The 23209-nt window shown below is 71.6% G+C and carries 30 protein-coding genes; 12 read left to right on the plus strand and 18 right to left on the minus strand.

Translation table 11 applies throughout. The annotated features are described in order from the left end of the window. Nucleotides 1-66: 66 nt before the first annotated feature. The 4 genes from rhaS to ACQPZ4_RS41550 are packed head-to-tail and all read right to left on the minus strand — an operon-like array spanning nucleotide 67 to nucleotide 4659. Nucleotides 67-1122: a rhamnose ABC transporter substrate-binding protein gene (gene rhaS / locus ACQPZ4_RS41535; protein WP_433049026.1), complete on the minus strand. Its 1056-nt coding sequence runs from the start codon at nucleotides 1120-1122 to the stop codon at nucleotides 67-69. A 56-nt stretch (nucleotides 1123-1178) separates the two neighbouring features. Next, nucleotides 1179-2153 (minus strand): ABC transporter permease, encoded by a 975-nt coding sequence (locus ACQPZ4_RS41540; RefSeq protein WP_433049029.1) that lies wholly within the window; start codon nucleotides 2151-2153, stop codon nucleotides 1179-1181. Beyond that, entirely contained in the window at nucleotides 2150-3178 is a 1029-nt protein-coding gene (locus ACQPZ4_RS41545) for an ABC transporter permease (RefSeq protein WP_433049032.1), read from the minus strand. The genes ACQPZ4_RS41540 and ACQPZ4_RS41545 overlap by 4 nt, the downstream gene beginning before the upstream one ends. Then, nucleotides 3175-4659 carry a sugar ABC transporter ATP-binding protein gene (locus ACQPZ4_RS41550; RefSeq protein WP_433049035.1) on the minus strand — a complete coding sequence of 495 codons (1485 nt, stop codon included), beginning with the start codon at nucleotides 4657-4659 and terminating at the stop codon, nucleotides 3175-3177. Before ACQPZ4_RS41550 ends, ACQPZ4_RS41545 begins: the two co-directional genes overlap by 4 nt. Before the next feature lie 166 nt (nucleotides 4660-4825). Here ACQPZ4_RS41550 and ACQPZ4_RS41555 point away from each other — a divergent pair, with 166 nt between their 5' ends. Genes ACQPZ4_RS41555 through ACQPZ4_RS41580 form a run of 6 tightly spaced genes read left to right on the plus strand, consistent with a single transcriptional unit; the run spans nucleotide 4826 to nucleotide 10065 of the window. After that, nucleotides 4826-5857: a LacI family DNA-binding transcriptional regulator gene (locus ACQPZ4_RS41555; protein ID WP_433049038.1), complete on the plus strand. Its 1032-nt coding sequence runs from the start codon at nucleotides 4826-4828 to the stop codon at nucleotides 5855-5857. Nucleotides 5858-5862: 5 nt separating this feature from the next. Then, nucleotides 5863-6588 (plus strand): (Fe-S)-binding protein, encoded by a 726-nt coding sequence (locus ACQPZ4_RS41560; protein WP_433066899.1) that lies wholly within the window; start codon nucleotides 5863-5865, stop codon nucleotides 6586-6588. Then, nucleotides 6585-8039 (plus strand): LutB/LldF family L-lactate oxidation iron-sulfur protein, encoded by a 1455-nt coding sequence (locus ACQPZ4_RS41565; protein WP_433049041.1) that lies wholly within the window; start codon nucleotides 6585-6587, stop codon nucleotides 8037-8039. The genes ACQPZ4_RS41560 and ACQPZ4_RS41565 overlap by 4 nt, the downstream gene beginning before the upstream one ends. Next, nucleotides 8032-8634, plus strand: coding sequence for a LutC/YkgG family protein (locus ACQPZ4_RS41570; protein ID WP_433049044.1), 603 nt, complete (start codon nucleotides 8032-8034; stop codon nucleotides 8632-8634). The genes ACQPZ4_RS41565 and ACQPZ4_RS41570 overlap by 8 nt, the downstream gene beginning before the upstream one ends. Then, nucleotides 8635-9588 carry a helix-turn-helix domain-containing protein gene (locus ACQPZ4_RS41575; RefSeq protein WP_433049047.1) on the plus strand — a complete coding sequence of 318 codons (954 nt, stop codon included), beginning with the start codon at nucleotides 8635-8637 and terminating at the stop codon, nucleotides 9586-9588. Nucleotides 9589-9603: 15 nt separating this feature from the next. Continuing rightward, a complete protein-coding gene (locus ACQPZ4_RS41580; protein ID WP_433049050.1) occupies nucleotides 9604-10065 on the plus strand; it encodes a cupin domain-containing protein in 462 nt (153 codons plus the stop codon). Here ACQPZ4_RS41580 and ACQPZ4_RS41585 read toward each other — a convergent pair. From ACQPZ4_RS41585 to ACQPZ4_RS41645, 13 genes are all read right to left on the minus strand, one after another. Then, the gene (locus ACQPZ4_RS41585; protein ID WP_433049053.1) at nucleotides 10029-10703 is read right to left on the minus strand and encodes a 4Fe-4S single cluster domain-containing protein; all 675 of its coding nucleotides are present in this window, start codon (nucleotides 10701-10703) and stop codon (nucleotides 10029-10031) included. The genes ACQPZ4_RS41580 and ACQPZ4_RS41585 overlap by 37 nt on opposite strands. Next, on the minus strand, nucleotides 10687-11451 hold the full coding sequence (locus ACQPZ4_RS41590; RefSeq protein WP_433049056.1) for a ComEA family DNA-binding protein: 765 nt from the start codon (nucleotides 11449-11451) through the stop codon (nucleotides 10687-10689). The genes ACQPZ4_RS41585 and ACQPZ4_RS41590 overlap by 17 nt, the downstream gene beginning before the upstream one ends. Next, the gene (locus tag ACQPZ4_RS41595; protein ID WP_433049058.1) at nucleotides 11441-11641 is read right to left on the minus strand and encodes a DUF2997 domain-containing protein; all 201 of its coding nucleotides are present in this window, start codon (nucleotides 11639-11641) and stop codon (nucleotides 11441-11443) included. Before ACQPZ4_RS41595 ends, ACQPZ4_RS41590 begins: the two co-directional genes overlap by 11 nt. After that, the gene (locus tag ACQPZ4_RS41600) at nucleotides 11638-12087 is read right to left on the minus strand and encodes a hypothetical protein (RefSeq protein ID WP_433049061.1); all 450 of its coding nucleotides are present in this window, start codon (nucleotides 12085-12087) and stop codon (nucleotides 11638-11640) included. The genes ACQPZ4_RS41595 and ACQPZ4_RS41600 overlap by 4 nt, the downstream gene beginning before the upstream one ends. Nucleotides 12088-12089: 2 nt before the next feature. After that, nucleotides 12090-13706, minus strand: a complete 1617-nt coding sequence (locus ACQPZ4_RS41605; RefSeq protein ID WP_433049064.1) for an AAA family ATPase — start codon at nucleotides 13704-13706, stop codon at nucleotides 12090-12092. Nucleotides 13707-13766: 60 nt separating this feature from the next. Then, the gene (locus tag ACQPZ4_RS41610; RefSeq protein WP_433049067.1) at nucleotides 13767-14183 is read right to left on the minus strand and encodes a hypothetical protein; all 417 of its coding nucleotides are present in this window, start codon (nucleotides 14181-14183) and stop codon (nucleotides 13767-13769) included. 4 nt (nucleotides 14184-14187) lie between these two features. Further along, nucleotides 14188-14736: a M15 family metallopeptidase gene (locus tag ACQPZ4_RS41615; RefSeq protein ID WP_433049070.1), complete on the minus strand. Its 549-nt coding sequence runs from the start codon at nucleotides 14734-14736 to the stop codon at nucleotides 14188-14190. Nucleotides 14737-14783: 47 nt separating this feature from the next. Further along, entirely contained in the window at nucleotides 14784-15203 is a 420-nt protein-coding gene (locus ACQPZ4_RS41620) for a PIN domain-containing protein (protein ID WP_433049073.1), read from the minus strand. After that, entirely contained in the window at nucleotides 15200-15406 is a 207-nt protein-coding gene (locus ACQPZ4_RS41625) for a type II toxin-antitoxin system VapB family antitoxin (RefSeq protein WP_433049076.1), read from the minus strand. Before ACQPZ4_RS41625 ends, ACQPZ4_RS41620 begins: the two co-directional genes overlap by 4 nt. 111 nt (nucleotides 15407-15517) lie before the next feature. Beyond that, nucleotides 15518-16243, minus strand: a complete 726-nt coding sequence (locus ACQPZ4_RS41630) for a YcnI family protein (protein WP_433049078.1) — start codon at nucleotides 16241-16243, stop codon at nucleotides 15518-15520. Nucleotides 16244-16308: 65 nt separating this feature from the next. After that, nucleotides 16309-16785 (minus strand): vitamin K epoxide reductase family protein, encoded by a 477-nt coding sequence (locus tag ACQPZ4_RS41635; protein WP_433049080.1) that lies wholly within the window; start codon nucleotides 16783-16785, stop codon nucleotides 16309-16311. Further along, nucleotides 16772-17698 carry a DUF929 family protein gene (locus tag ACQPZ4_RS41640; RefSeq protein WP_433049083.1) on the minus strand — a complete coding sequence of 309 codons (927 nt, stop codon included), beginning with the start codon at nucleotides 17696-17698 and terminating at the stop codon, nucleotides 16772-16774. The genes ACQPZ4_RS41635 and ACQPZ4_RS41640 overlap by 14 nt, the downstream gene beginning before the upstream one ends. A 117-nt stretch (nucleotides 17699-17815) precedes the next feature. Continuing rightward, nucleotides 17816-18433 carry a TetR/AcrR family transcriptional regulator gene (locus tag ACQPZ4_RS41645; protein WP_433049086.1) on the minus strand — a complete coding sequence of 206 codons (618 nt, stop codon included), beginning with the start codon at nucleotides 18431-18433 and terminating at the stop codon, nucleotides 17816-17818. Nucleotides 18434-18482: 49 nt separating this feature from the next. Here ACQPZ4_RS41645 and ACQPZ4_RS41650 point away from each other — a divergent pair, with 49 nt between their 5' ends. From ACQPZ4_RS41650 to ACQPZ4_RS41660, 3 genes are read left to right on the plus strand one after another with little or no spacing between them, the layout of a single operon-like run. Continuing rightward, the gene (locus tag ACQPZ4_RS41650) at nucleotides 18483-19817 is read left to right on the plus strand and encodes an FAD-dependent monooxygenase (protein WP_433049089.1); all 1335 of its coding nucleotides are present in this window, start codon (nucleotides 18483-18485) and stop codon (nucleotides 19815-19817) included. Between the two features lie 5 nt (nucleotides 19818-19822). Further along, entirely contained in the window at nucleotides 19823-20650 is an 828-nt protein-coding gene (locus ACQPZ4_RS41655; RefSeq protein ID WP_433049092.1) for a cyclase family protein, read from the plus strand. 55 nt (nucleotides 20651-20705) lie between these two features. Next, complete coding sequence (locus tag ACQPZ4_RS41660; protein ID WP_433049095.1) at nucleotides 20706-20930, plus strand: CbtB domain-containing protein; 225 nt, start codon at nucleotides 20706-20708, stop codon at nucleotides 20928-20930. Here ACQPZ4_RS41660 and ACQPZ4_RS41665 read toward each other — a convergent pair. Continuing rightward, on the minus strand, nucleotides 20927-21547 hold the full coding sequence (locus ACQPZ4_RS41665; RefSeq protein ID WP_433049097.1) for a (2Fe-2S)-binding protein: 621 nt from the start codon (nucleotides 21545-21547) through the stop codon (nucleotides 20927-20929). The two genes, ACQPZ4_RS41660 and ACQPZ4_RS41665, sit on opposite strands and share 4 nt — an antisense overlap. Before the next feature lie 31 nt (nucleotides 21548-21578). Between ACQPZ4_RS41665 and ACQPZ4_RS41670 the strand changes: the two genes are divergently transcribed. The 3 genes from ACQPZ4_RS41670 (at nucleotide 21579) to ACQPZ4_RS41680 (ending at nucleotide 23195) form a co-directional block, all read left to right on the plus strand. Further along, nucleotides 21579-21953 (plus strand): hypothetical protein, encoded by a 375-nt coding sequence (locus tag ACQPZ4_RS41670; protein WP_433049100.1) that lies wholly within the window; start codon nucleotides 21579-21581, stop codon nucleotides 21951-21953. A gap of 67 nt (nucleotides 21954-22020) precedes the next feature. Beyond that, nucleotides 22021-22530: a sigma-70 family RNA polymerase sigma factor gene (locus tag ACQPZ4_RS41675; protein WP_433049103.1), complete on the plus strand. Its 510-nt coding sequence runs from the start codon at nucleotides 22021-22023 to the stop codon at nucleotides 22528-22530. Beyond that, nucleotides 22527-23195 (plus strand): anti-sigma factor family protein, encoded by a 669-nt coding sequence (locus ACQPZ4_RS41680; protein ID WP_433049105.1) that lies wholly within the window; start codon nucleotides 22527-22529, stop codon nucleotides 23193-23195. Before ACQPZ4_RS41675 ends, ACQPZ4_RS41680 begins: the two co-directional genes overlap by 4 nt. Nucleotides 23196-23209 lie beyond the last annotated feature (14 nt).

Raw genomic sequence — 23209 nt, forward strand, 5'->3', positions numbered from 1 at the left:
GGGCGTTCCCGACATGTCAGATAAGTCGCGGCGCGCAGCGCCCGACTTATCGGGACCCAACCAGCGTCAGAAGTTGAACTGGTCGATGTTGTCGGCCTTGAAGGTGTACGGGTCGCCGAGCAGCACCGTGCCGTCCTTGCCGACCGTGAACTCGCCGAGCTTGCCGGCGGTGAACTTGTCGCCCTCCTTGCCCTTGATGAGGCCGGAGGCGAGGGCGGCGCCGCCCCAGGCGGCCAGGTAGCCCAGGTCGGCCGGGTTCCACAGGGCGAAGGCCTTGACGGTGCCGTCCTTGACGTAGGCCTTCATCTGGTTCGGGGTGCCGAGGCCGGTGAGCTGGACCTTGCCCTTGTAGGTCGAGCCGGACAGGTAGCGGCCGGCGGCGGCGATGCCCACCGTGGTCGGGGCGATGATGCCCTTGAGGTTGGGGTGCTTGGCCAGCAGGCCCTGGGCCTCCTGGAAGGACTTCTGGTCGTCGTCGTCGCCGTAGACGGTGTCGACGAGCTTGAGCTTGCTGTTCTCCGGCTTGGCCAGCTCGGTCTTCATCTGCTCGATCCAGGCGTTCTGGTTCGTCGCGTTGGCGGTGGCCGACAGGATCGCGATCTCGCCGCCGTCGGGGCCGATCGCGTCGGAGATGAGCTTGATCTGGATCTTCGCGATGCCCTCGCTGCTGGCCTGGTTGATGAACAGGTCGCGGCACTCGGGCTTGGTGTCGGAGTCGAAGGTGACGACCTTGGCGCCGTTCTGGCGGGCCTCGTTCAGCGCGCCGCAGATGGCGTCCTTGTCGTTGGCCGAGACCGCGATGACGTTGGTGCCCTGCTGCGACAGCGTGTTGATGTAGCTGACCTGGGCCGACGGGCTCGCCTCGGACGGGCCGGTCTCGCTGTAGGTGCCCTTGAACTCCTCGACGGCGACCTTGCCGCCCTTGTTGTCGGAGGTGTCGAAGTACGGGTTGTTGACCTGCTTGGGCAGGAACGCCACCTTGAGGCCGGACTTGATGGTGCCCGAGCCGCCGCCGGCCGCGCCGCTGCTGTCGGTGGACGTGGAGGAGTCGTCCTCGGCGCAGGCCGCCATGCTGAACGCGAGCGCGGTCGCGACGACGGCCGCGAGGAGCTTGCTTCTCATGTGAATCCTTTCAACGGGGTGTCAGCTGAGCCGGGGGTGTTTGCCAATGCGGACTTTCAGGCGGTTCGCCGCCGCCGGAGGCGCTCGCGCGCCATGGCGACGGCGTTCGGTCCGACGACCGAGGCGATGAGCAGCGAGCCGGTGACGATGGTGAGGGTGTTCTCCGGCACGGACGCGAGCTGCAAGGTGTTGCGCAGCACGCAGATGAGCACGACGGCGCCGAGGACGCCGAGCAGGCCGCCCCGGCCGCCGAAGATGGAGACGCCGCCGAGCAGCACGGCCGCGACGACCGCGAGCTCGAGGCCGTTGGCGTTGTCGGCCCGGGCGCTGGCGAAGCGGAACGTCCAGAACACGCCGGCCAGCGCGGACATGGTGCTGGTGGTGACGAACAGCCAGAACTTGGTGCGCCCGACCGCGACGCCGGCGAATCGGGCCGCCTCGGCGTTGTTGCCCATCGCGTACAGGCCGCGGCCGATCGGGGTGGCGTGCAGTACCAGAGCGAACAAGACCGCGAGGACGGCGACCACGATGACGAACCAGGGAATGGTGAGTCCGGGGATGGGCTTCGTCGCGCCGCTGGTCCACGAGAACGGATAGTCCGAGATCGCCTTGTCGCCGAGCACGACATAGGCGAGTCCGCGGTACAGCGCGAGGGTCCCGATCGTGACCGCCAGCGACGGCAGCCCGAAGACGGTGATGAACAGCCCGTTGACCGCGCCCAGCACCGCCCCGAGGACCAGGCTCAGCACCACCAGCACCGGCAGCGAGGTCACCCCGTGCGCCCACAGGCTGCCCATCACGGCGCAGGTCAGGCCCATCACGCTGGCCACCGACAGGTCGATCTCGCCGGTGATGACGACCAGCGTCAGCGGCAGCGCCACGAGCGCGATCGGGATGACCTCGAGCGTCACGAACCGCCAGAAGCGCGGGCTGGCCACGCCGTCGACCGCCGACGCGCCGACCGCGACGACGAGCACGAGGGCCAGCAGGACGATCAGGTCCCAGGACCCGATTCTGCGCACGATGCTCACTGGTGTACCCCTCGCTGCAGGCTCTTCGTGACTCGCACCGACAGCGCCCGGTCCAGGCCGATCGCCGCCAGGATCAGCGCGCCGACGGCGGCCCGCTGCCAGAACGGGGTGACGCCGAGCACCGGCAGCGCGCTGCCGATCGTGGTCAGCAGCATCGCGCCCAGCGCCGCGCCGTAGACCGAGCCGCTGCCGCCGAAGATGGCCACGCCGCCGACGACGACCGCGGCCACCACGTTGAGCTCCTGGCCGAGGCCGGCGTTGGCGTCCAGGGTGCCGAAGCGGGCCACGTACAGCACGCCGGCCAGGCCCGCGAGCGCCCCGCAGGTGACGAACGCGAAGAACACCCGGCGCCCGACCGCGATGCCGGACAGCCGGGCCGCGGCGGGGTCGGAGCCGATCGCGTACAGCTCGCGGCCGCTTCGGTACGAGCGCAGGTAGAATCCGGCGGCGAGGACGACGGCGAGGGCGAAGAGCGTCAGCAGCGGTACACCCAGGATCGTCCTGGTCCCCATGTGCAGGAACGACACCGGGATGTCGGCGGCGTTGATCTGCTTGCCGGTGGCCCAGCGGTAGTCGATGCCGCGGAAGACGTACAGCGTGCCGAGCGTGACCACGAGCGCCGGCACCCGGGCGGCGGCGATGAGGGCGCCGTTGACCGCGCCGCACACCGCGCCGAGCGCCGCGCCCGCCACCAGCACCACCGGGATCGGCAGGCCGGGGTGGTTCAGGAACAGCGTGCCGGTGAGGAACGCCGACAGGCCGAGGACGGAGCCGACCGAGAGGTCGACGTTGCGCGTGATGACCACGATCGCCTGCCCGGTGGCCAGGATCGCCAGGATCGTGGCGCCGAGCAGCAGGTCCTTGACGCTCTGCTGGGACAGGAACCGCGGGTTGGTGATCGCGGTGATCCCGATCAGCAGCACCAGCGCGACCAGGATGCCGAGCTCGCGGACCAGGAACACCCGGTGCGTGAGCCGCGTGGCGCGGGCGGTGCGCGGCGGCGCGGGGGTCTCGACTGCCGTCATCGCGACTCCTGCCCGGTGGCGGCCAGCATCACGGACTCCTCGTCGGCTCGGGTGCGGGGGATGTCGGCGGCGAGCCGCCCTTCGTGCATGACGAGGACCCGGTCGGCCATGCCCAGCACCTCGGGCAGCTCGCTGGAGACCATGAGCACCGCGACCCCCTCGCCGGCCAGCCGGCTGAGCAGGCGGTGCACCTCGGCCTTGGTACCGACGTCGATGCCCCGGGTCGGCTCGTCCACGATCAGCACGCGCGGCTCGGTGGCCAGCCACTTGGCCAGCACCACCTTCTGCTGGTTGCCGCCGGACAGCGTGGAGACCGGATCCCCCAGCCGCCGCGCCTTGACCTGCAGCCGGTCGGCCCAGTCGCGGGCCGAGCGCCGCTCGGCGCTGCCGAACAGCAGGCCCAGGCTCGCCAGCGACCACCGCCGGGGCAGGGTCGCGTTGCGCTCGACGGACAGGTCCATGATCAGCCCCTGCTGGCGGCGGTCCTCCGGCACCAGGGCGAGCCCGGCCGCGATCGCCGCCGAGGTGTCGGCCCGCCGCAGCGGCTTGCCGTCGACCAGGACCTCGCCCGAGTCGTACCGGTCCACCCCGAACACGGCCCGGATGACCTCCGAGCGCCCGGCCCCGACCAGCCCGGCCAGGGCCACAATCTCTCCACTGTGGACGGTGAAGGCGATGTCGTGGAACGCGCCCGCCCGGTGCAGCCCGCGCACCTCCAGGCGGGGCTCGCCGATGCTGGCCGGCTCCTTCGGGTACAGGTCGCCGACCTCCCGGCCGACCATGCGCCGCACCACGTCGGCCACGGTCAGCTCGTCGGCCGGGTCCGTGGACACCCACCGCCCGTCGCGCATGACGGTGATGCGCTGGCAGAGCGCGAACACCTCGTCGAAGCGGTGCGAGATGAACAGGACGGCGGCGCCCGCGTCGCGCAGCGAGCGGGCGACCGTGAACAGCCGCTCCACCTCGACGCCGGACAGCGCCGCGGTCGGCTCGTCCATGACCAGGACCTTGGCGTCGAAGGACAGCGCCTTGGCGATCTCGACCAGCTGCTGGTCGGCGATGGACAGCCCGCGCGCGGGGCGGTCGGGGTCCATCTGCACGCCGAGGCGGGCGAACAGGTCGGTGGCGCGGGTGCGCATCGCGGCGGTGTCGATGCGCCGCCCGGACCGCAGCGGCTGGCGGCCCATGAAGATGTTCTCGGCCACCGAGAGGTCGGCGAAGAGCGTCGGCTCCTGGTAGATGACGGCGATGCCGGCCGCGCGGGCGTCGGCGGGGTTGCCCAGCACCAGCGGCCGGCCGTCCATGGTGATCGTGCCGGCGTCGGGCTGATGGGCCCCGGCCAGGATCTTCACCAGCGTGGACTTGCCGGCGCCGTTCTCGCCGACGAGCGCGTGGGCCTCGCCGGCGCGCAGGTCCAGGCGCACGTCGCGGAGCGCCGCGACGGCTCCGAAGGACTTGCTGACATCCTCGAGAACGAGCACCGGGCCCCCTTCCGGGAGATTCTTGTGAAACGTTTCATCGATTGGTTAGAGTGACGGTAGAAGCCGAGCCTCGACCCCGTCAAGGGTTTCGATCGCGTTACCGATTTGATACACCGGACGCGGCGGCTGACCGCGCCCCCGGGGCTTGACACGTTTCAGGAGATAGATGACCACCACCACGGGCATCAAAGAGGTGGCGCGACGCGCCGGGGTCTCCATCGGTACCGTCAGCAACGTCCTCAACCGCCCCGAGCTCGTCGCCACCACGACCCGCCAGCGCGTGCTCGACGCGATCGCCGAGCTCGGGTACGTGCGCAACGACTCCGCCCGGCAGCTGCGGGCCGGGCAGAGCCGGCAGATCGCGCTCGTCGTGCTCGACGTGACCAACCCGTTCTTCACCGACGTGGTCCGGGGCGCGGAGGCCGCCGCCGAGGACCACGGCGTGATGGTCGTGGTCTGCAACAGCGGCGAGGACGCGCACCGCGAGCACCGCCACCTCGAGCTGCTGGAGGAGCAGCGGGTGCGCGGGGTGCTCATCACGCCGGTCGACGAGGGGCCGAGCTCGCGGCTGGAGCAGCTCATTCAGCGCGGTACCCCGGTCGTGCTCGTCGACCGCGGCTCCGGCCGGCACAGCCGCTGCTCGGTCGCGGTCGACGACATCCTGGGCGGGCGCCTCGCCGGGACGCACCTGGCCGAGCAGGGCCACAAGCGCATCGCGTTCGTCGGCGGGCCGATGTCCATCGCGCAGGTCCAGGACCGCCACGCCGGCTTCGCCGAGGCCGTCGACGGCCGGGCCGAGCTCGTGGTGGTGCCGACGCCGAACCTCACCGTCGCGTCGGGCCGGGCCGCCGCCACGCAGATCGCCTCCAGCCCCGCCGACGCCCGGCCGACCGCCATCTTCTGCGCGAACGACCTGCTCGCGCTGGGTGTACTGCAGGAGATGACGCTGCGTGGCGTCCGCGTGCCGCAGGACGTGGCGATCGTCGGGTACGACGACATCGAGTTCGCCGCGGCCGCCGCGGTGCCGTTAAGCTCGGTCCGGCAACCCCGCGAACAGCTCGGCCGCACGGCGGCAGCCCTGCTGCTCGAGGAGATCGAGGACGACGGGCGGCACGAACACCGGCACGTCGTCTTCCAGCCCGAGCTGATCGTCCGCGAGTCGAGCGCCCGCCCACGGGGCCGCAAGAAAGGCCGGTGACGCCGGTGCGCGTCGCGCTGTTCGTCACGTGCCTCGCCGACGCCATGTTCCCGCAGGTCGGGATGGCGACGGTGACGCTGCTGGAGCGGCTCGGGCACGAGGTGGTGTTTCCCGAGGCCCAGACCTGCTGCGGGCAGATGCACGTCAACACCGGGTACCAGCGCCAGGCCGTGAAGCTCGTCGAGCACCACATGCGCACGTTCGAGCCGTACGACGCGATCGTCGCCCCCTCCGGCTCGTGCGTCGGCTCGGTGCGCCACCAGCACGCGGCCGTCGCCACGCGGGCCGGCAAGCACCAGCTCGCGGCCCGGGCCGGCGAGGTCGCCCGGCGCACCTACGAGCTGTCCGAGTTCCTCGTCGACGTGCTCGGCGTGACCGACGTCGGCGCGCGCTACCCGCACCGGGTCACGTACCACCCGACCTGCCACTCGCTGCGCATGCTGCGCGTCGGCGACCGGCCCCTGCAACTGCTGCGCGCGGTGGACGGCATCGACCTGGTCGAGCTGCCCGACGCCGAGCAGTGCTGCGGCTTCGGCGGCACGTTCGCCCTGAAGAACGCCGACACCTCGGCCGCGATGCTCGCCGACAAGCTGCGCAACGTGCTGTCCACGTCCCCCGACGTCGTCTCCGCGGGCGACTCGAGCTGCCTGATGCACATCGGCGGCGGGCTCTCGCGGCTGTCGACGGAGACTCGTCCAGTACACCTGGCGGAGATTTTGGCTTCGACATGACGACCTTTCTGGGCATGCCGCAGGTCGCCCCGCGCGGGGTGGGCCAGCTACGCGGGGACGAGCCGTTCCCGGTCGCGGCGCGCCGCGAGCTGGGCAACGAGCAGCTGCGGCGCAACCTCGGCCACGCGACCCGCACGATCCGGGCCAAGCGCGCCGCGGTGGTGGGCGAGGTGCCGGACTGGGAGCAGCTCCGGCTGGCCGGCGAGGCGCTCAAGGCGGCCACCATGGCCCGCCTGCCCGAGCTCCTCACGCAGCTCGAGGAGCAGGTCACGGCCCGGGGCGGGCACGTGCACTGGGCCCGCGACGCCAACGAGGCGAATGCCATCGTCGCCGATCTGGTACGGGCAGCCGGCGCCGACGAGGTCGTGAAGGTCAAGTCGATGGCCACCCAGGAGATCGGGCTGAACGAGGCCCTGGAGGCGCAAGGAATCGCGGCCTGGGAGACCGACCTGGCCGAGCTCATCGTCCAGCTCGGCCACGACAAGCCGTCGCACATCCTGGTGCCGGCGATCCACCGCAACCGCACCGAGATCCGCGACATCTTCCTGCGTTCCATGCCCTCGGTGCCGGCTGACCTCACCGACGAGCCGCGCCAGCTCGCCATGGCCGCCCGTGCGCATCTGCGCCGCAAGTTCCTGTCGGCCAAGGTTGCCGTGTCGGGCGCCAACTTCGCCGTCGCCGAGACCGGCACGCTCGCCGTGGTCGAGTCCGAGGGCAACGGCCGGATGTGCCTGACGCTGCCGCAGACGCTGATCACCGTCATGGGCATCGAGAAGCTCGTGCCGGCCTGGACCGACCTGGAAGTGTTCCTGCAACTCCTGCCGCGCTCCTCGACCGGCGAGCGGATGAACCCGTACACGTCGCTGTGGACCGGCGTCACGCCCGGCGACGGCCCGCAGGACTTCCACCTGGTGCTGCTGGACAACGGCCGCACCGCGGTGCTCGCCGACGAGGTGGGCCGCTCCGCGCTGCACTGCATCCGCTGCTCGGCCTGCCTGAACGTGTGCCCGGTCTACGAGCGCACGGGCGGGCACGCGTACGGGTCGGTGTACCCGGGCCCGATCGGCGCCGTGCTCTCCCCGCAGCTGACGGGCGTCGAGGACAACGCCTCGCTGCCGTACGCGTCGAGCCTGTGCGGCGCCTGCTTCGACGCCTGCCCGGTGCGCATCGACATTCCCAGCCTGCTGGTCCACCTGCGCGCCCGGCACGTCGAGGAGCACCGCGGCCCGTCGGCCGAGGCGATCTCGATGGCCGCGGTCTCCTGGGTGATGGCGAACCCGGGCCGGTTCCGCGGCGGCGAGCGGCTCATGCGGCTGGGCCGCCTGCTGGGCCGCAAGCGCGACCGGATCGGCGCCCTGCCCCCGCCGATGTCGGCGTGGACGGCGAGCCGCGACCTGCCCCGCCCGCCGGCCCAGACCTTCCGCGAATGGTGGCGCACGCGCAATGGCTGACGACGCCCGCTCGGTCATCCTGGCGCGGATCCGCTCCGCGCTGGGCTCCTCGCCGGACGCCCCGCCGGTCCCCCGCGACTACCACCCGGCCGACCCGTCCCGGCGCGGCGACCTCGACCTGTTCGTCGACCGCCTGGAGGACTACAAGGCGACCGTCATCCAGACCACCGCCGCCGCCCTGGAAGCGGACCTGGCGGCGGCGCTGGCCGGCCTGACCCCGCTGATCGTGCCGCCCTCCCTGCCGTTCGCCGTCCCGGAGTCCACAGTGGACAACGGCACCTTCTCCCCCACCGAGCTGGACGCGTTCGCGGGCGTGGTGACGTGCTGCGCGGCGGCGGTGGCGGAGACCGGGACGATCGCGCTGGACGGGTCCCCGGATCAGGGGCGGCGGGCCGTCACGCTGGTGCCGGACCGGCATTTCTGCGTGGTACGGGCCGATCAGGTCGTACAGTCGGTGCCGGATCTGCTGGCGCGGCTGACGCCCACCCGGCCGCTGACGCTGATCAGCGGGCCCTCGGCCACCAGCGACATCGAGCTGAACCGGGTCGAGGGCGTGCACGGGCCGCGGACGCTCGTCGTCCTGCTGGTGCGATGAATGGCCGGCAATCTCGACACGTTCCGGGACGAGCTGGCCGCCTGCGGGTTTCCGCCGCTGGTCAACAAGCTGGCCGGGGCCGGCTTCCGGGGCCGGATCGCCACCCGTGACCTCGGTCCGCTGCGGCTGGTCTCCCTCGACACGCCCGCGAGCGCCTGTACCGGGCGGGAACGCGACGCCGCCGACGGCGAGAACCTGGCCGTCAAGGTGATGACCCGGGGCCGGACACGGATCGAGCAGGGCCGCGGCGACGCCGAACTCGGGCCGGCCGACCTGGTGCTGCTCGATCCCACGCGCCCGCTCCGGTTCGAGAGCACCGCCGCGGCGCACGTCACCATCCTGGTTCCGCGCCGGGAGCTTCGGATCCGGCCCGCGCAGATCGACCGGCTCATCGGCGAGCGCATCGACGGCAACCGCGGTCCGGGCGCGCTCGTCTCCGTGCTGGCCCGGGAGTCGGCGCGGTCGGCGACCGAGTTCCGCGAGGCGGAGGCGCTGCGGTCGGCGGCGGCCGTCATCGAGCTGATCGCGGTCGCCCTGGAGGCCCGGCTGGGCGACGGACACCCGGCCCCGGACGAGGGACTGCGGAACCGGATCGCCGGCTACATCGAGGCCCGGCTGGCTGATCCCGGCCTGTCTCCGCCCAGCATCGCCGCCGCCCACCACATCTCCGTGCGGCGGCTGCACAAACTGTTCGAGGACCAGCCGCTCACCGTCGCGGCCCTGATCCGCCGTCGCCGCCTGGAGCGCTGCCGGGCCGAGCTGACCGGAGGCGGACGCACGGTCACCGCCGTGGCCGTCCGGTGGGGATTCTCCGATCCCGCCCATTTCAGCAAGCTCTTCACGACGACGTACGGCTACAACCCCCGCGCACTGATAACCGGCAACCGTGCACGGACGACCAAGACGCGCGCAGCCGAACCGGAACAGGATGGTGGTCACCAAGGCCGGCAATAGCAATGGGAGAGCGTCGTGGCGAAGGTACACATCGTCCGCCCCGGTGAGGGCGAGATCCTCGGCAGCGGGGCGCAGCAGATCCGGATCCTGGAGAACGGCGAGCACACCGCCCACCGCCTGGGGTTCGCCGAGGTCACCATTCCGCCGGGCACCCCGAGCCCGTTGCAGCACCGCCACGCGCAGCACGACGAGGGCTTCTACGTGCTGGCGGGAACGTTCCGGTTCACCGTCGGCGCGGACCAGTACGACGCCGGACCGGGCACCTGGGTCATCGTGCCGACCGGAGCCCCGCACACGTTCGCCAACGTGGGCGACGAGAACGCCGTCATGCTCAACACGTTCACCCCCGACCTGTACGTGCAGTACTTCCGCGACTTCAAGGCCATGATCGATTCAGGGCAGCCGGTCAACGCCGAGACCATGCAACCGCTGTGGAAGCACTACGCCACCGAGATCTCGGACGAATACGCATCGTGAAGCGCGTCCGGGCGCTGTCTCCGGCCTAGGTCATACAGGAGGGCGTCGAGCGTCTCGTCGTCGGCCCAGCCGTTCACGGACAGCAGCCCGTCCTCGGCCACCGTGATCTCCAGGCGGTCGGGAGTGCGCGAATACGGCAACCGGTCGCCGCGCTGGACGAACTCCTGGTTGGTGGAGCCGGCCCAGGGGCGCTCGCGGTCGACGAGCTCGGCGACGTACGGCCCGGCGACGAGCAGGTCCGTCGCCTCCAGCAGCGCCGCGACGTCGTCCCGTCCGCTGTGGACCGCTTCGTCCAGCTCGGCCGTCGTGTAGCCGGAGAACGTCATGACCGTGCGGCCCGCCTCGCGCACGCCCGCGGCGATCACGGCGAGGGGCGCGGCGTGGTCGAACGGTTCGCCGCCCAGCAGGGTCAGGCCGTCCGTGTCCGCTTCCAGGACCCGGTGCAGGACCTCGGCGGTCGGGGTCGGGGTGCCGCCGCGGAACGTCCACAGGTGCGGGTTGAAGCAGCCTCGGCAGCGGATGGTGCAGCCCTGGACCCAGATGGCGGTGCGCTCGCCCGGGCCCTCGGCGACGGTGCGCTCCAGGAACCGGCCGACGACCAGGGTGTCCGCCGGTACGGCCTCAGAAATCGAGGACACGCCCAGGTCCCGGCTGCTGTTGCTGCGGCGCGCGCGGGCGCGGGGTGCAGGTCAGCACCGTGCGCAGCCGGGCGAACTCGTGCGGCGGCAGCGCGGCCGCGGCGGCGAACTCCTCGACGGACTGGAACCCGCCCCGCGCCTCACGGTCCGCGACGATCCGCTGCGCCCGCGGCAGATCGAGCCGGGCAACCTGCGCGAGCTGCTCCGGGGTCGCCGCGTTGAGCTCCAGACCGGGCGCGGCATTTGCAAACGCCGGAGGTGGCATCGTCGGCGCGGGCATCGTCGCTGCGGGCATCGTCGCTGCGGGCATCGTCGCTGCGGGCATCGTCGCTGCGGGTGACGGAGTGAAAGCCGGCGGCGGAGCGAAAGCCGGCGGCGGGGCGAAAACGGGCGGCGGGGCCAGCGGGGCGGGCTGCGGCTCGAACCACGGCCGGTTCGCCGCCCGCCAGCGCAGCCAGGAGCCGTTCAACATCAGCGCGTGCACGATGCTCGCGAACCACAGGGCGAAGTACGCGACCGCGATGGCCGAGCTGACGGAGGACTCGCGGGGCAGGCGGTTGATGGCGACGAGCGCGGACCAGGGCAACAGGAGGTACCCGATGCCGATCCCCCACCACGAGGGCTTGCGCGCGGTGATGCCGATGTAGAGGAAGCCGGTGCCGCCCAGGCAGCCCAACCCGAGCACGACCAGCAGCACCCACCAGCTGTTGCGCAGCCGCCAGCCGAAGCTCGCCGGGTTAGAGGCCATCGTGCTGCTCCTGCCTGTGCGTGACGGTGTTCGTGCCATGAAAATCGCGCGTGTACTCGCTGTGCACCGTCTGCGCCGCCAGCAGATCCTCCAGCAGGGCGACGTAGTCCAGGCACTTCGAACCGGTGATGCCGTGCGTCTCGGCGGAGACCGTCCCGTCCTCCGCGACCGTGACGACGATGTGTTTCACGAGGACCGCTCCACCGCGAAGACCAGCCGCACCGCCCGGTCGGGGGTGACCGCGCGCGACTCCAGGCGCAGCCCGGCCGCCGGGGCGCGCTCGGTCAGGCGGGCGAGCACGGCCTGCTGGACCTGCCGCCCGTACGCGACGTCGAGCGCCCGCACGATGTCCACCGCCCGCGGCTCGTCGACGTCGCCGGTGAAGTGGGCGGTCCAGACGTGCTGCTCGTCGCGGACGAAGCGGGCCCGCACGCCCGCCCAGTCCGCGACGAGCCCGTCATCGTCGGGCGTCACCGCCGCCCGGGTGTCCCGCAGCGCGGCGGCGAGCAGGCCCGCGTCGCGCATCCGGGTCTGGACCTGGCACACCGTGGCGTCGCCGGTGCGGCCCTTGGTGAGGCCGGCGTGCGCGGCGGCCGCGGCGATCGCCAGGGGGAGCAGAATCAGGGAGACACTCATCGTCAGACCTCGATCGTCCGGCCGTGCACGCCGATCATCGGCAGCGCCGCGGTCGGTGGCTCCTCGTCGGCGTCCCAGTCCTCGGGCGCCGTCGCCGCCACGGCCCGCGTGCGCGCCCAGTCCCGCAGCGCGTCGAGCTTGGCGGATTGCGTGACGCTGAGGGGTACCGTGGCGGAAATCGCGCGCAGAAGGTCCTCCCGGCGCAGCGGACGCCGCTCGGAGAACGCGTCGAAGAGCGCCGCGACGACCGCCTGCTCGATCTCCGCCCCGGAGTAGCCGTTCGTCACCGTGCACAGCTCGCGCAGCAGCCCGTCGTCGACCAGCAGCGCGCCCTGCACCGCCGGGCGGGACAGGCGCCGGCGCAGGTGCACGCCCCAGATCGAGCTGCGCTCGGCCCGGCTCGGCAGGTCCACGAAGAAGATCTCGTCGAACCGGCCCTTGCGCAGCAGCTCCGGCGGGAGCCGCTCGATGTCGTTGGCCGTCGCGATCACGAACACCGCGCCGGTCTTCTCCTGCATCCAGGTCAGGAACGTGCCGAAGACCCGGTTGCTGGTGCCGCCGTCGTTGCTCCCGCTCGCGAAGCCCTTCTCGATCTCGTCGACCCACAGCACGCACGGCGCGCCGGCCTCGGCGGTGCGCAGCGCGGCCCGCATGTTCTGCTCGCTGGAGCCGATCAGCCCGGAGAAGACCCGCCCGATGTCCAGGCGCAGCAGCGGCAGCCCCCACCCGGCCGCCACGGCCTTCGCGGTCAGCGACTTGCCGCACCCCGGCACGCCGGTGATGAGCACGCCCTTGGGCGCCGGCAGCCCGTACTCCTCCGCCGCCGCCAGCCACGAGTTGTCCCGCTTGGCCAGCCAGCGCTTCAGGTTCTCCAGCCCGCCGACCTCGTCGAGCCGCACGTCGGCCTCGACGTACTCGAGCACGCCGGACTTGCGCACCGCCTGTCGTTTCTCCTCGTGTACCACGCCGAGGTCGTGCAGATCGAGCACGCCGTCGTTCACCATGGCCCGGGCGAACGCGTTCTCGGCCTCGTTGAGCGTGAGCCCGCTCGCGGCCTTGGCGAACTTCTCCCGCCCCACCGGATCGAGCTCGATGCGGATCCGCCCGCCGGCCGCGTTCCCGGCGATCATCGCCTCCAGCACCCCGCGGATCTCGGCCTCGCTCGGCAGCGGGAAGTCGACGATCGTGACGTCCTTCTCCAGGTCCGCCGGAATCCGCAGCACCGGCGCGACAATGACCAGCGTCCGCGGCGCGGCACCGGCCTTGAACGCCGCCGCGATGTCCCGCAGCCGGCGCACCACGCTCGGCAGCACCGGCACGTCCCCGCCCAGCGAATTGTGCAGGTCGCGGAACACGAACAGCCCGGGCTGCTGAATCCGCAGCACCGCATCGAGCGCGTTGTCCGGTTCCGTCGTGTACTGCGTGGCAGCCCCGTCCGGCTGCACCAGCCCACTGGTCGCCGACCACGTCCACACCGGCCGCGGCGTGCGCACCAGCCCGGCATCGGCGGCGACCGCCACGAGCTCGGAGAGCACGCGGTGCTCCTCGTAGGACTCGACGTACAGGACCGGAAATCTGGCCTTGAGCAGTTGTGCCAGATCGTGGCGGAAACCGGTCACGACGCTGTCCTCTCCTTACCCGCGGTTGGCTGTCGCACGACAGTAACCGCGGCAGGGAGATCAGAAGAGTCCGCTGGTTGCCGCCAGAGCTGTCAGAAACGCGCCACCGGCAAGCACCGTCATCGCCCAGGCCTGCACCCGCAACGCCCGCCGGAACCCCTCCCGCTCGGCCGGCAACGCGAACACCCGCTTCGGCCAGTGCCGCCAGCTGACATGCGCAAAGATCCCGGCGGCAACGACGTACAACGGCAGCACGTAATAGATCTTCGCCAGCGTCGCGGTGACGAGCAGCCCCGCAATGAGCGGCGCCACCTTCCACCGGTTCCCGTGCGCCATGACGAGCAGAAAGTCCTCGAGCTGGCCATCGTCCTCGAAGAACCGGGCGGCCTTGGGTTGCACGACGAGCAGGCTGTACCCCATCGCCCCGGCCCACGCAGCCGCCAGCGCGAGGAAGACGAACGTGAAGATCGCGGTCACCCGCTCATTTTGCTCGATACGCCCAGTGCCACGGCTCCCGCGGCGTGGTTTCGGCGAACCCGAACCGCCCCGCGTTCTGGCGCATCCATGCCTGAGCCTTGCCGTCCAGGTCGAGGTCGACGGCGAGCCCCCAGCCGTGATCGCTGGTCCCGGGCTTGGCCGCGAGCCCGCCCTGCGAGTAGAGGCCCTTGCGCTTGGCCAGGTCGACCTGCTCGGCGTACGGGCGGTAGGAGTCGGTGATCCCGATGTTCACACCCTGGCTGCGGGCGGCGCGCATGAGGGCTTCGAGGCTGGTGGCGGCGGGGGCCCACAGCTCGTGGCCGGTGGCGCCGACCTTCTGGAGCGCGTTCTCCGGGACGCGGCCGTTGCCGTACTTGCTCAGCTCGACCGGAACGCCCTCAGGGGTACGCGCGGTCTTGAGCGTGGCGTCGAGGGTCTGCTGGAACGACTCGGCGCCGTCGGCCGCGTTGGTGGCCGGCGGGCGGAACGCGTTGATCTGGCTGCGGATCTCCGCCATGCGGGTCGCGATGCCGGCTACGCCTGTGGCCTCCACATCGCAACCATCGGCCACCCGAACCGCAACCTTTGCAATTCGCCCGGCTACGACACGGAACCTTTCGGCGCCACCCAGTCGACAGGTTGTCCGGTGACCGCAGCAATGTGATCGAAGTCAGCGTCGTAATGCAGGACCGAGGCGCCGTAGTGCTCCGCCGCGGCGGCGGTGAGCAGGTCCATGACGCCCGCGGCGCGGTGTTGGCTCCGCGTAGCCATCAGCGCCTGCACCTCCCGCGCGCGCATCGCGATCTCGTCGATCGACGCGAGCTGGACGAGGTGACTGCGAGTACGGAAAATCCCCTGATGCTCGGCGGGATCGCGGGCCGAGTAGCCCAGCTCAAGATCCACCGTGACGAAGGTGGCGAGCACCCCATCCGCCGCCAACGCCCTGAGGCGCCGCTCCGCCGCCGAGGAACGACGAGCGATCGTGTAGGCCGACGTATCAGCGAGAAACAGCGTGCTCAACGCCGCGCGCCACGCATCACCTCAGCGTCGGTGAGATCCGAGCCGCCGAGGAAGAACGGGTCGTCAAGAACGGCTCGCGAGCGCGCATTTCGCTCAGCTACATAGCGCAGCGCCTCGTTGACCGTGTCTTTCTTCGTAGCGGTGCCGAGCTCCGACTGGGCGGCGTCGAGCAGGGCATCGTCAACATCAATGATCGTCCGCATAGGCCCATGATATCAGCCTGCCCCTGCTGTATACATCGCCGCTGAGATTGCCGGCGGCGCGCCCACCCCACAACAAGGAGGCGCGCCGCCGGCAAGCACAAGGTCAGAAGGTCAGGCGGCGGGAGTGGAAGGCGTCCGGCGGTACGCCAGAATGCCCACCACCAGGCCCGCCAAGCCCAGGACCAGGCCCGCGATCCCCAGCCCGATCGCCGTCCCGTTCGACGGCGACGAGGTGTCCGACGCGTCGGCGGCCACGGTCGGGCCGGCGGAGGTGGTCGTCGAGGCGGCCGCGGTGTCCGACTTCTTCGAGAGCTTCAGCACCGGTGCCGGGTGCTCGGCCTCCGCGCCCGCGGCCGGCTCGTCGATCCAGCGGACCACCTCGCCGCTGGAGTAGGTCTGGAGGGCCTTGAAGACGATCTGGTCGGTCTGGGGCAGGGGGCCCAGCGAGACGTCGAACTCCTGGAACTGGTGGGGCTTGATGGCGGAGTTCGGGTCCGCGGTCCAGGTGATCTTCGAGATGGCCTCGGTGATGTCGCCGTCGTCGGACTTGATGGGGGTGGTCAGCTTGGACGTTTCCGTCACGGCCGTCCAGCCCTGGACCGGCTTCAACGAGACCGACGCGATCGGTTTGTCGGTCGGGATGGCGATCTCGACCTTGGTGGTGCTGGCGTCGTCGCGCTCGGTCGGGACGCGGAAGGTCACCTTGGTGTAGCCGCCCTGGACGGCGGTGTTCGGGTTGACCGTGACGTGTGCCGAGGCGACGGCGGGGAAGGCTAGCGCGGCGGTGGCGGCCGCCGCGGCGGCTACGGCGGCGCGGACCACGTGGGTCAGGCGCATGACGGGGAGGTCCTCTCGGTGGGATGCGTGTCGGCGGATAGTCGGCCCGCATCCCCCGAAAGTTCCTAGAGGTCGGCGGGATCCGCGTACGCGGTGCCCAGGGCGGTGACGGCGAACAGGCCCACCGCCAGCACGTGGACGCCCGTACACCAGAGGCAGATGGCGTCCAGGGTGAAGAACTCGGCGAAGACCAGATAGAAGACGAACAGCACGCCGATCGAGGCCATGGCCAGCCTGCCGTACCGGATGGCCGGCAGTTTGGACCGCCACAGCGGGGCGGGCGACAGGGCGAGCATGACCACGAAGTACACGAGGCCGAGCACCGCCACGGGGATGCCGAACACCGCCGACTGCTCCGAGGTGGTGACCTTCACGCAGTTCAGGGCGCCGGTCTCCGGGCAGGCGAGGGTGGTGGAGGCGGTGAAGTGCTCGATCGTGAGGTACACCGAAACGCCTAGACCGAGCACCGACATGACCAGCGAGGCCAGCGGGACCCACGGCTGGACCAGGGTGCGGTCGAGCTCGACTTCACTGGCCGACATTGGCGAACTCCCCCTGGTAGGCCTTGACGGCGGCGCTGGTGCACACGTCGCCGGGCTGGCCGCCGGTGATCTTGCACAGCAGGGCGGTCATGGCGTTGGCGCTGCCGTCGACGGCGCGGCCGAGCTGGCTGTTCGGGTCCTTGATGGCGTCGACGACCTGCTGGTGGCTGTGGTCGGCGAGCAGCTGCGGGCTGAACGAGGCGCCGGCCTGCAGGGCCTTGTTGCCGAAGTCGATGAACGGGATCGCGCCCGCGGAGTCGGCCGGCACGTACGGGGCGGCGTTGTACTTCTGCAGCACCTGCTGCTGCGCCGGGGTGAGCTGGTCCAGCGGCGCGTACTGGCCGTTGACCCGCTTGTTCGTGGTCGTCTCGACGCCCTGGAAGGACAGGTACTGGCTCGTGTACGTCGCGCCGTGGAACGAGACCGTGGGCGTGTTCGGGTACGTGTCGTCCGCCGCCGACGTGGTGAGCGACAGGCCGGTGAAGGTGCCGAACCGCGACAGCGCGATGACCACGGGCCAGCGCTGGGCGGCGCAGAACGGGCAGTACTCGGCGCCGACATAGAGGATCAGCGGCTTGCCGCCGTCGGTGAGGGCCGGTTGGCCGGTCAGCGCGCTCGGCAGGGTCGGCTTGGTGCCCGCCGCGACCGTGTCGAGCGTGGTGGCCGGGACCGAGGTCAGGCCGGTGATGACCGCCTCGGCCGCGGCGCCGGTCGGCAGGGCGCTGGGTTCCTCGCCGCCGCCCCCGCCGCCCGCGGTGCCGAGCTTGACCAGCCCCATCACCACGAAGACCAGCAGGACGGCGCCGATCGCGGAGTACGCGACGCGCATCCGGCCGCGCCTGGCCGTCGCCCGTTCCTGGATCATGCGCATGCGCCGCGCGTAGTCGCGCGAGTCGCGCTGCCGTTTCGACACCCGGCCAACCTCCTGCTGTGCGGTGCGTCCTCCACTTAGTCGCACACGGTGGGGCGACGGTTCCCGGTTTCGGGCGAAAGATCACCCACCGCGTCCCGATCCTAGGCGAAATGCCACTTACCGCTCCCGGGGCGAAAGTCCCGAGTACGTCGCGACGAGGGGCAGGAACAGCTCGTCGACGATCGCGGTGATCCGCGCCTCGGACGGCGGGCGCAGGTCCATGAGCAGGTCATGGCGTACCAGGTCGAACGGCATGGCGAGGACGGCGGGCGGGATGCGCGCCAGGTCGAGCTCGCCCCGGTCCTGGGCCCGCCGGTAGACGGCCCGCACCGGCGGGAGCGGGTCGGCCTCCATGACCCGGTCGCGGGCCTGGGCCGGGGTCAGCCCGGTCCCGGCCTGCAGCCCGGAGAAGGCGGCCGCCGCGGCGACGGCGAAGAACGCCGCCCGGGCCTCGCTCAGCGCGGTCAGGGTGCCGATGAGGTCGCCGCGCAGGGAGCCGGTGTCCGGGTCCTCCACCGGATGGGTGGCCCGCCGGTGCTCCAGGGCCGCGAGGACCAGCTGATCCTTGTTGCTCCAGCGCCGGTACAGCACCGCCTCGCTCGTCCCGCCCCGCACGGCGATCGACTCCATGGTGAGCCGGCCGTACCCGACCTCGACCAGTTCGTCCCAGGCGGCGGCGAGCAGCGCGGCCTCCAACTGCGGGCCGCGCCGGCGGCGGACGGGTTCGGTCTCCACCCGAGCTAGTCTACTAAGAAAGCTTTTCCTTTCTTAAGGAGGCAAGATCATGGAGACGGTGCTGATCGTGGGAGCCGGCCCGACCGGACTCACGCTGGCCTGCACGCTCGCCCGCGCCGGGGTCCCGTTCCGGATCGTCGACGCCGCGCCCGGGCCGCAGCCCGGCTCGCGCGGCAAGGGCCTGCAGCCGCGCACGCTGGAGGTCTTCGCGGATCTCGGCATCGCCGACCGCGTCCTCGCGCACGGCCGGACGGGGATGCCGATCCACTCCACCGGCCCGGACGGCCAGGTCAAGGTCAGCATCCCGGACATGCCCGCGAGCCTCATCACGCCGCAGTGGCGTACGGAAGAGGCGCTGCGGATGCGGCTCGAGGAACTCGGCGGCGCGGTCGAGTTCGGCACGGCCTATGCAGCACACGACATGCCGAACGCCCGCTGGGTCGTCGGGTGCGACGGCGGGCACAGCGCCGTGCGCAAGGGAGCCGGGATCGGCTTCGTGGGCGACACCCGCGACGAGATCCGGATGATCGTCGCCGACGTCGCCGCCGACGGGCTCGACCGCGACGCCTGGCACGTGTGGCGGCACGCCGAGGGCATGCTCGCCCTGTGCCCGCTGCCCTCGACCGACGTATTCCAGTTCCAGGCGAGCATCGCGCCCGGCCAGGACCCGGACCTGTCCCTGGCCAACCTGCGGGCGATCCTCGAGCGGCGGACCGGGCGCGCCGACCTGAAGCTGCACGAGCCGCAGTGGTCGTCGCTCTGGCGGGCCAACGTCCGGCTCGCCGAGCGGTACCGCGCGGGCAACGTCTTCCTGGCCGGCGATGCCGCGCACATCCACTCCCCCGCGGGCGGGCAGGGCATGAACACCGGCATCCAGGACGCGTACAACCTGGGCTGGAAGCTCGCCGCCGCCGCCCACGGCGCGCCGGAGTCGCTGCTGGACACCTACGAGGCCGAGCGGCGCCCGGTCGCGGCCGGGGTGCTCGCGCTGTCCGACGCCCGGCTCAGGCAGGCCATCGAGGAGCGGGGCATCCCGACGCAGCGCGACGCGAGCACCACGCAGCTCGGCATCGGGTACCGCGGCTCCGTGCTGGCCCGCGACGACCGCGACGACACTTCGGCGGTCCGGGCCGGCGACCGCGCGCCCGGCGGAGCCCCGACCGGCGGCCAGTGGACGCTGCTCAGCTTCGGGCCCGAGGGCGCGCCGGCGGGCGTCCGGGCGGTGCGGGCCCAGCTCGGAAGCGACCTCGCCGCCGCGTACGCCGCGACCGCGCGCACCGTGGTGCTGATCCGCCCGGACGGGTACGTCGGCATGATCTCCGATGCGGGTGACGTGTCGGCCGTGTCGGACTATCTCGCCGAGATCGGCGGCGCCGTACATTGACGACCATGCAGAGACGACACCTGCTCGCAGCCGCCGCCGGAGGAGCCGTCGCCGGCGCCGCCGGACTGGCCGGATCAGCCGCCGCCGCGCCCTCCGGCACCGACGCGTTACGTCCCGGCAAGACGAGGCTGATCAGCCTCTCCCACGTCAACGACCCGGCCAAGACCAACATCTACCCCGGCGACCCGGCGTTCACCCTCGAGACGATCGCGACGATCGAGAACGAGGGGTACTACCTGCAGTACGTCCGCGAGGGCGAGGCGACCGGCACCCACTGGGGCGCGCCGGGCCACTTCAACGCCGGCGAGCCGCTCGCCGACGACCTCGACCCCAACGACCTGTTCCTGCCCGCGGTGAAGATCGACGTGCGTGACAAGTGCGCCCGCAACGCCGACTACGCCCTGACCATCGACGACGTCAAGGCGTGGGAGCGCAAGCACGGCCGCATCCCGGACGAATCCATGATCATCATGTGGACCGGCTGGGAGTACAAATGGGGCACCAAGGCTTTTCCGAACCTCGACCAGGACGGCGTCCTGCACCAGCCCGGCTTCGCGCCCGCGACCGTGCAGTGGTTCATCGACACCGGGCGGATCGGGCGCAACGGCGGCACCGGCATCGACACGTTCGGCCCTGACCTCGGCACCGACCCCGAGTTCCTGGCCTCGCTGCTGATCTACCAACGGCACCGGATCAGCCTGGAGATCCTCGCCAACCTGGCGCAGTTCCCGACGACCGGCGCGTCGGTGCTGGCCGGCGGGTTCATCAACTACAAGGGCTCGGGCTCGACGGCGCTCGTCTTCGGCGTGATTCCGCCGGGGGTACATGTGTGAGTGAGGTCGGGCCGGTCCGATTGACGTAAGGACCGGCCCACCTTAGTGTCCTTTTATGAGCACGATGTCCGGAGCCGAGTCGCCCCAGGCGGCCACCACCCCGCTGGTCCTGCCGCTGAACCGCTCGCTGATCTGGCTCGGGGGCACCGCGCTGCTCGCCCTGCTGCTCTACTACTTCATCGGCATCGACCAGGGCGCCGTCTCGATCTTCGGCAGCGACACCCACGTGCACGAGTTCGTCCACGACGGCCGGCACTTCCTGGGCTTTCCCTGCCACTAGTCCCTGGTGAGGACGCAGTCTCCGCACGTGCCCCCGCCGGGGATGCGGTAGTACAGGCAGCAGTTGTTCCGGCGCAGCCGGCCGTTGCTGACCGCGGCCATGCCCTTGAGCGGCGGACGCTGCAGCAGGCCCGCAACCGTGGGCCAGGCGCCGTCGAGCTGCCCGGCCGCTCCGCCCAGGGCCGACGCCACGTTGCCCCACAGCACCTGCGACGACAGGTGGAACGTGCGCGCGAAGACGTCCTCCAGCGGGTCCACGAGCCCGAACACGACGTCGGACAGCTCCTCGGCCGGCCGCCTTCCATCCAGGTGTACCGCTACCGGCAACGGCCCGCCCGGCACCTCCCGCCACCAGAGGTCGTCCGGTCCCACGTCCGGCACCGAGCCCTCCAGCGCCTGGGCGAGGGGCGGGGAGACGAGGCGGGACGCGTACCCGAGGAAGAGCACCGACGCCACCACCCGCTCCGGCAGCGCGTCGAGCTCCAGGCCGAACATCCCCGCGAGGGCCTGCCGTGAGGCGGCCACCCGCGCCGCCGCCACGTCCGGGTCGAGCAGGTCGGCGAACGGCCGCCACCCGGCGCTGCCGTCGAACGACTCCCAGACGAAGTACGGATTCACGCCCCGACCCTAGCGGCCTACCATCGACGGCGTGCTGTACCGGCCGAAGGTGCTGCGACTGTTGCCCGGGTACCGTGCGCTGCTGCGCGACGGACACCGGGCCAAGGCCGTCGTGATGGCGGAGAAGATGTGGTGGGGCACCTCCGGGTCCGTCGCCCTCAACGCGCGGCTGCGGCTGAAGGTGCACTTCGACGACGGTACGAGCACCGAGATCGACCGCGTCGAGCGCTACCGCGAGCTGGGCGGGCTCAGCGCCGTCGGCTCGATCCTGCCGATGCGCTACGACGGCGACCGGATCGAGGTCGACCTGCCCGAGCTGCGCCGCCGCCGCGAGGTCGAGCGCGCGCGGGACGGGCGCCGCGCGATCCGGGCCGCCGAGGCGAAGCTGCGCAAAAAGTCCCCGTAAAGTTGTTGAACCCTGAACCGTCTGGTGGGGTAGACCTCGACAGGGAGGCCGTCGAGAGGGGCTGCGCGTGACGCGCGACGAGGAGCTCATGACCGCGCTGTACACCGAGCACTACGGTGTGCTGCTCGCGTTCGTCTCGCGGTACGAGCGGGACCGGCACCGCGCCGAGGACCTCGTGCAGGACACCCTGCTGCGCGCCTGGCGGCACATCGAGCGCATCGACGTGAGCCGGGACACCACGCGGGCCTACCTGCTGACCATCGCGCGCAACGTCGTGAGCAACAACTGGCGGGCCGAGCAGCGCCGCCCCAAGCTCGTCTCCGACCCCGACGCGGTCGCCGCCGTCGCCGACTCCGACAACGTCGACGAGCTCGTCGAGGGCTGGCTCATCACCGCCGCCCTGGACCGCCTCTCCGCCGAGCACCGCGAGGTGATCCGCTCCGTCTACTACGACGGCCGCACGGTCGCCGACACGGCCAGACGACTGTCGGTACCGGAAGGTACCGTCAAGTCGCGCGCGTACTACGCGGTCCGTGCGCTTCGGGCGGTGTTCGAGGAGATGGGGGTGTTACGGTGACCGCCGGCCACGACGCGGTGCGCCGGTTGCTCGGGGCGTACGTCCTGGGCGGCCTCGACGACACCGACCAGCACACGGTCGACGCCCACCTGAGCACGTGCGCCGAGTGCCGCACCGAGGTGGGCCGCCTGGCCGCGGTACCGGAGCTGCTGCAACGCCTCCCGTCCGGCCCCGGCGCGCCGCTCGAGCCACCCTCCCGCGCCGGCCTGGACTCCCTCCTGCGCCGGGCCCGCCCGCGCCGCCTGCCAGTGCTGGCGCTCGCCACGGCGTGCGTGATTCTGCTGGTACTGGTCGGCGTGCTGGCCGTCCGCCGCCAGTCCCTGCCGGCCCCGCAGGCCCAGGCCTCGCCCTCTGCGTCCGCCGCCGGCACCATCGTCCAGTTCGTGGCGGCCGACGGCAGCGGCCTGTCGGGCCGGGCGACGCTGAGTCCCCGCCAGTGGGGCGTCTCGGTCTCCCTGGAGCTGGCCGGCCTGCCCGGCGAGGGCCCGTTCACGATGAACGTGCTCGGCCGCGGCGGCCAGTCGGAGCAGGCCGCGTGCTGGGGCCGCACCCAGACCGCCCAGGCCCGGGTCACGGGCGCCAGCTCGATCCAGCTGGCCAACGTCGACTCGATCCAGGTCGCGGACCACGACGGCCACCTGCTCGGCTCGGCTCGGCTGACCTGACCCGTCGCTATTCG

The organism is Dactylosporangium sp. CS-033363, assembly GCF_050942475.1.
Taxonomy (GTDB): domain Bacteria; phylum Actinomycetota; class Actinomycetes; order Mycobacteriales; family Micromonosporaceae; genus Dactylosporangium.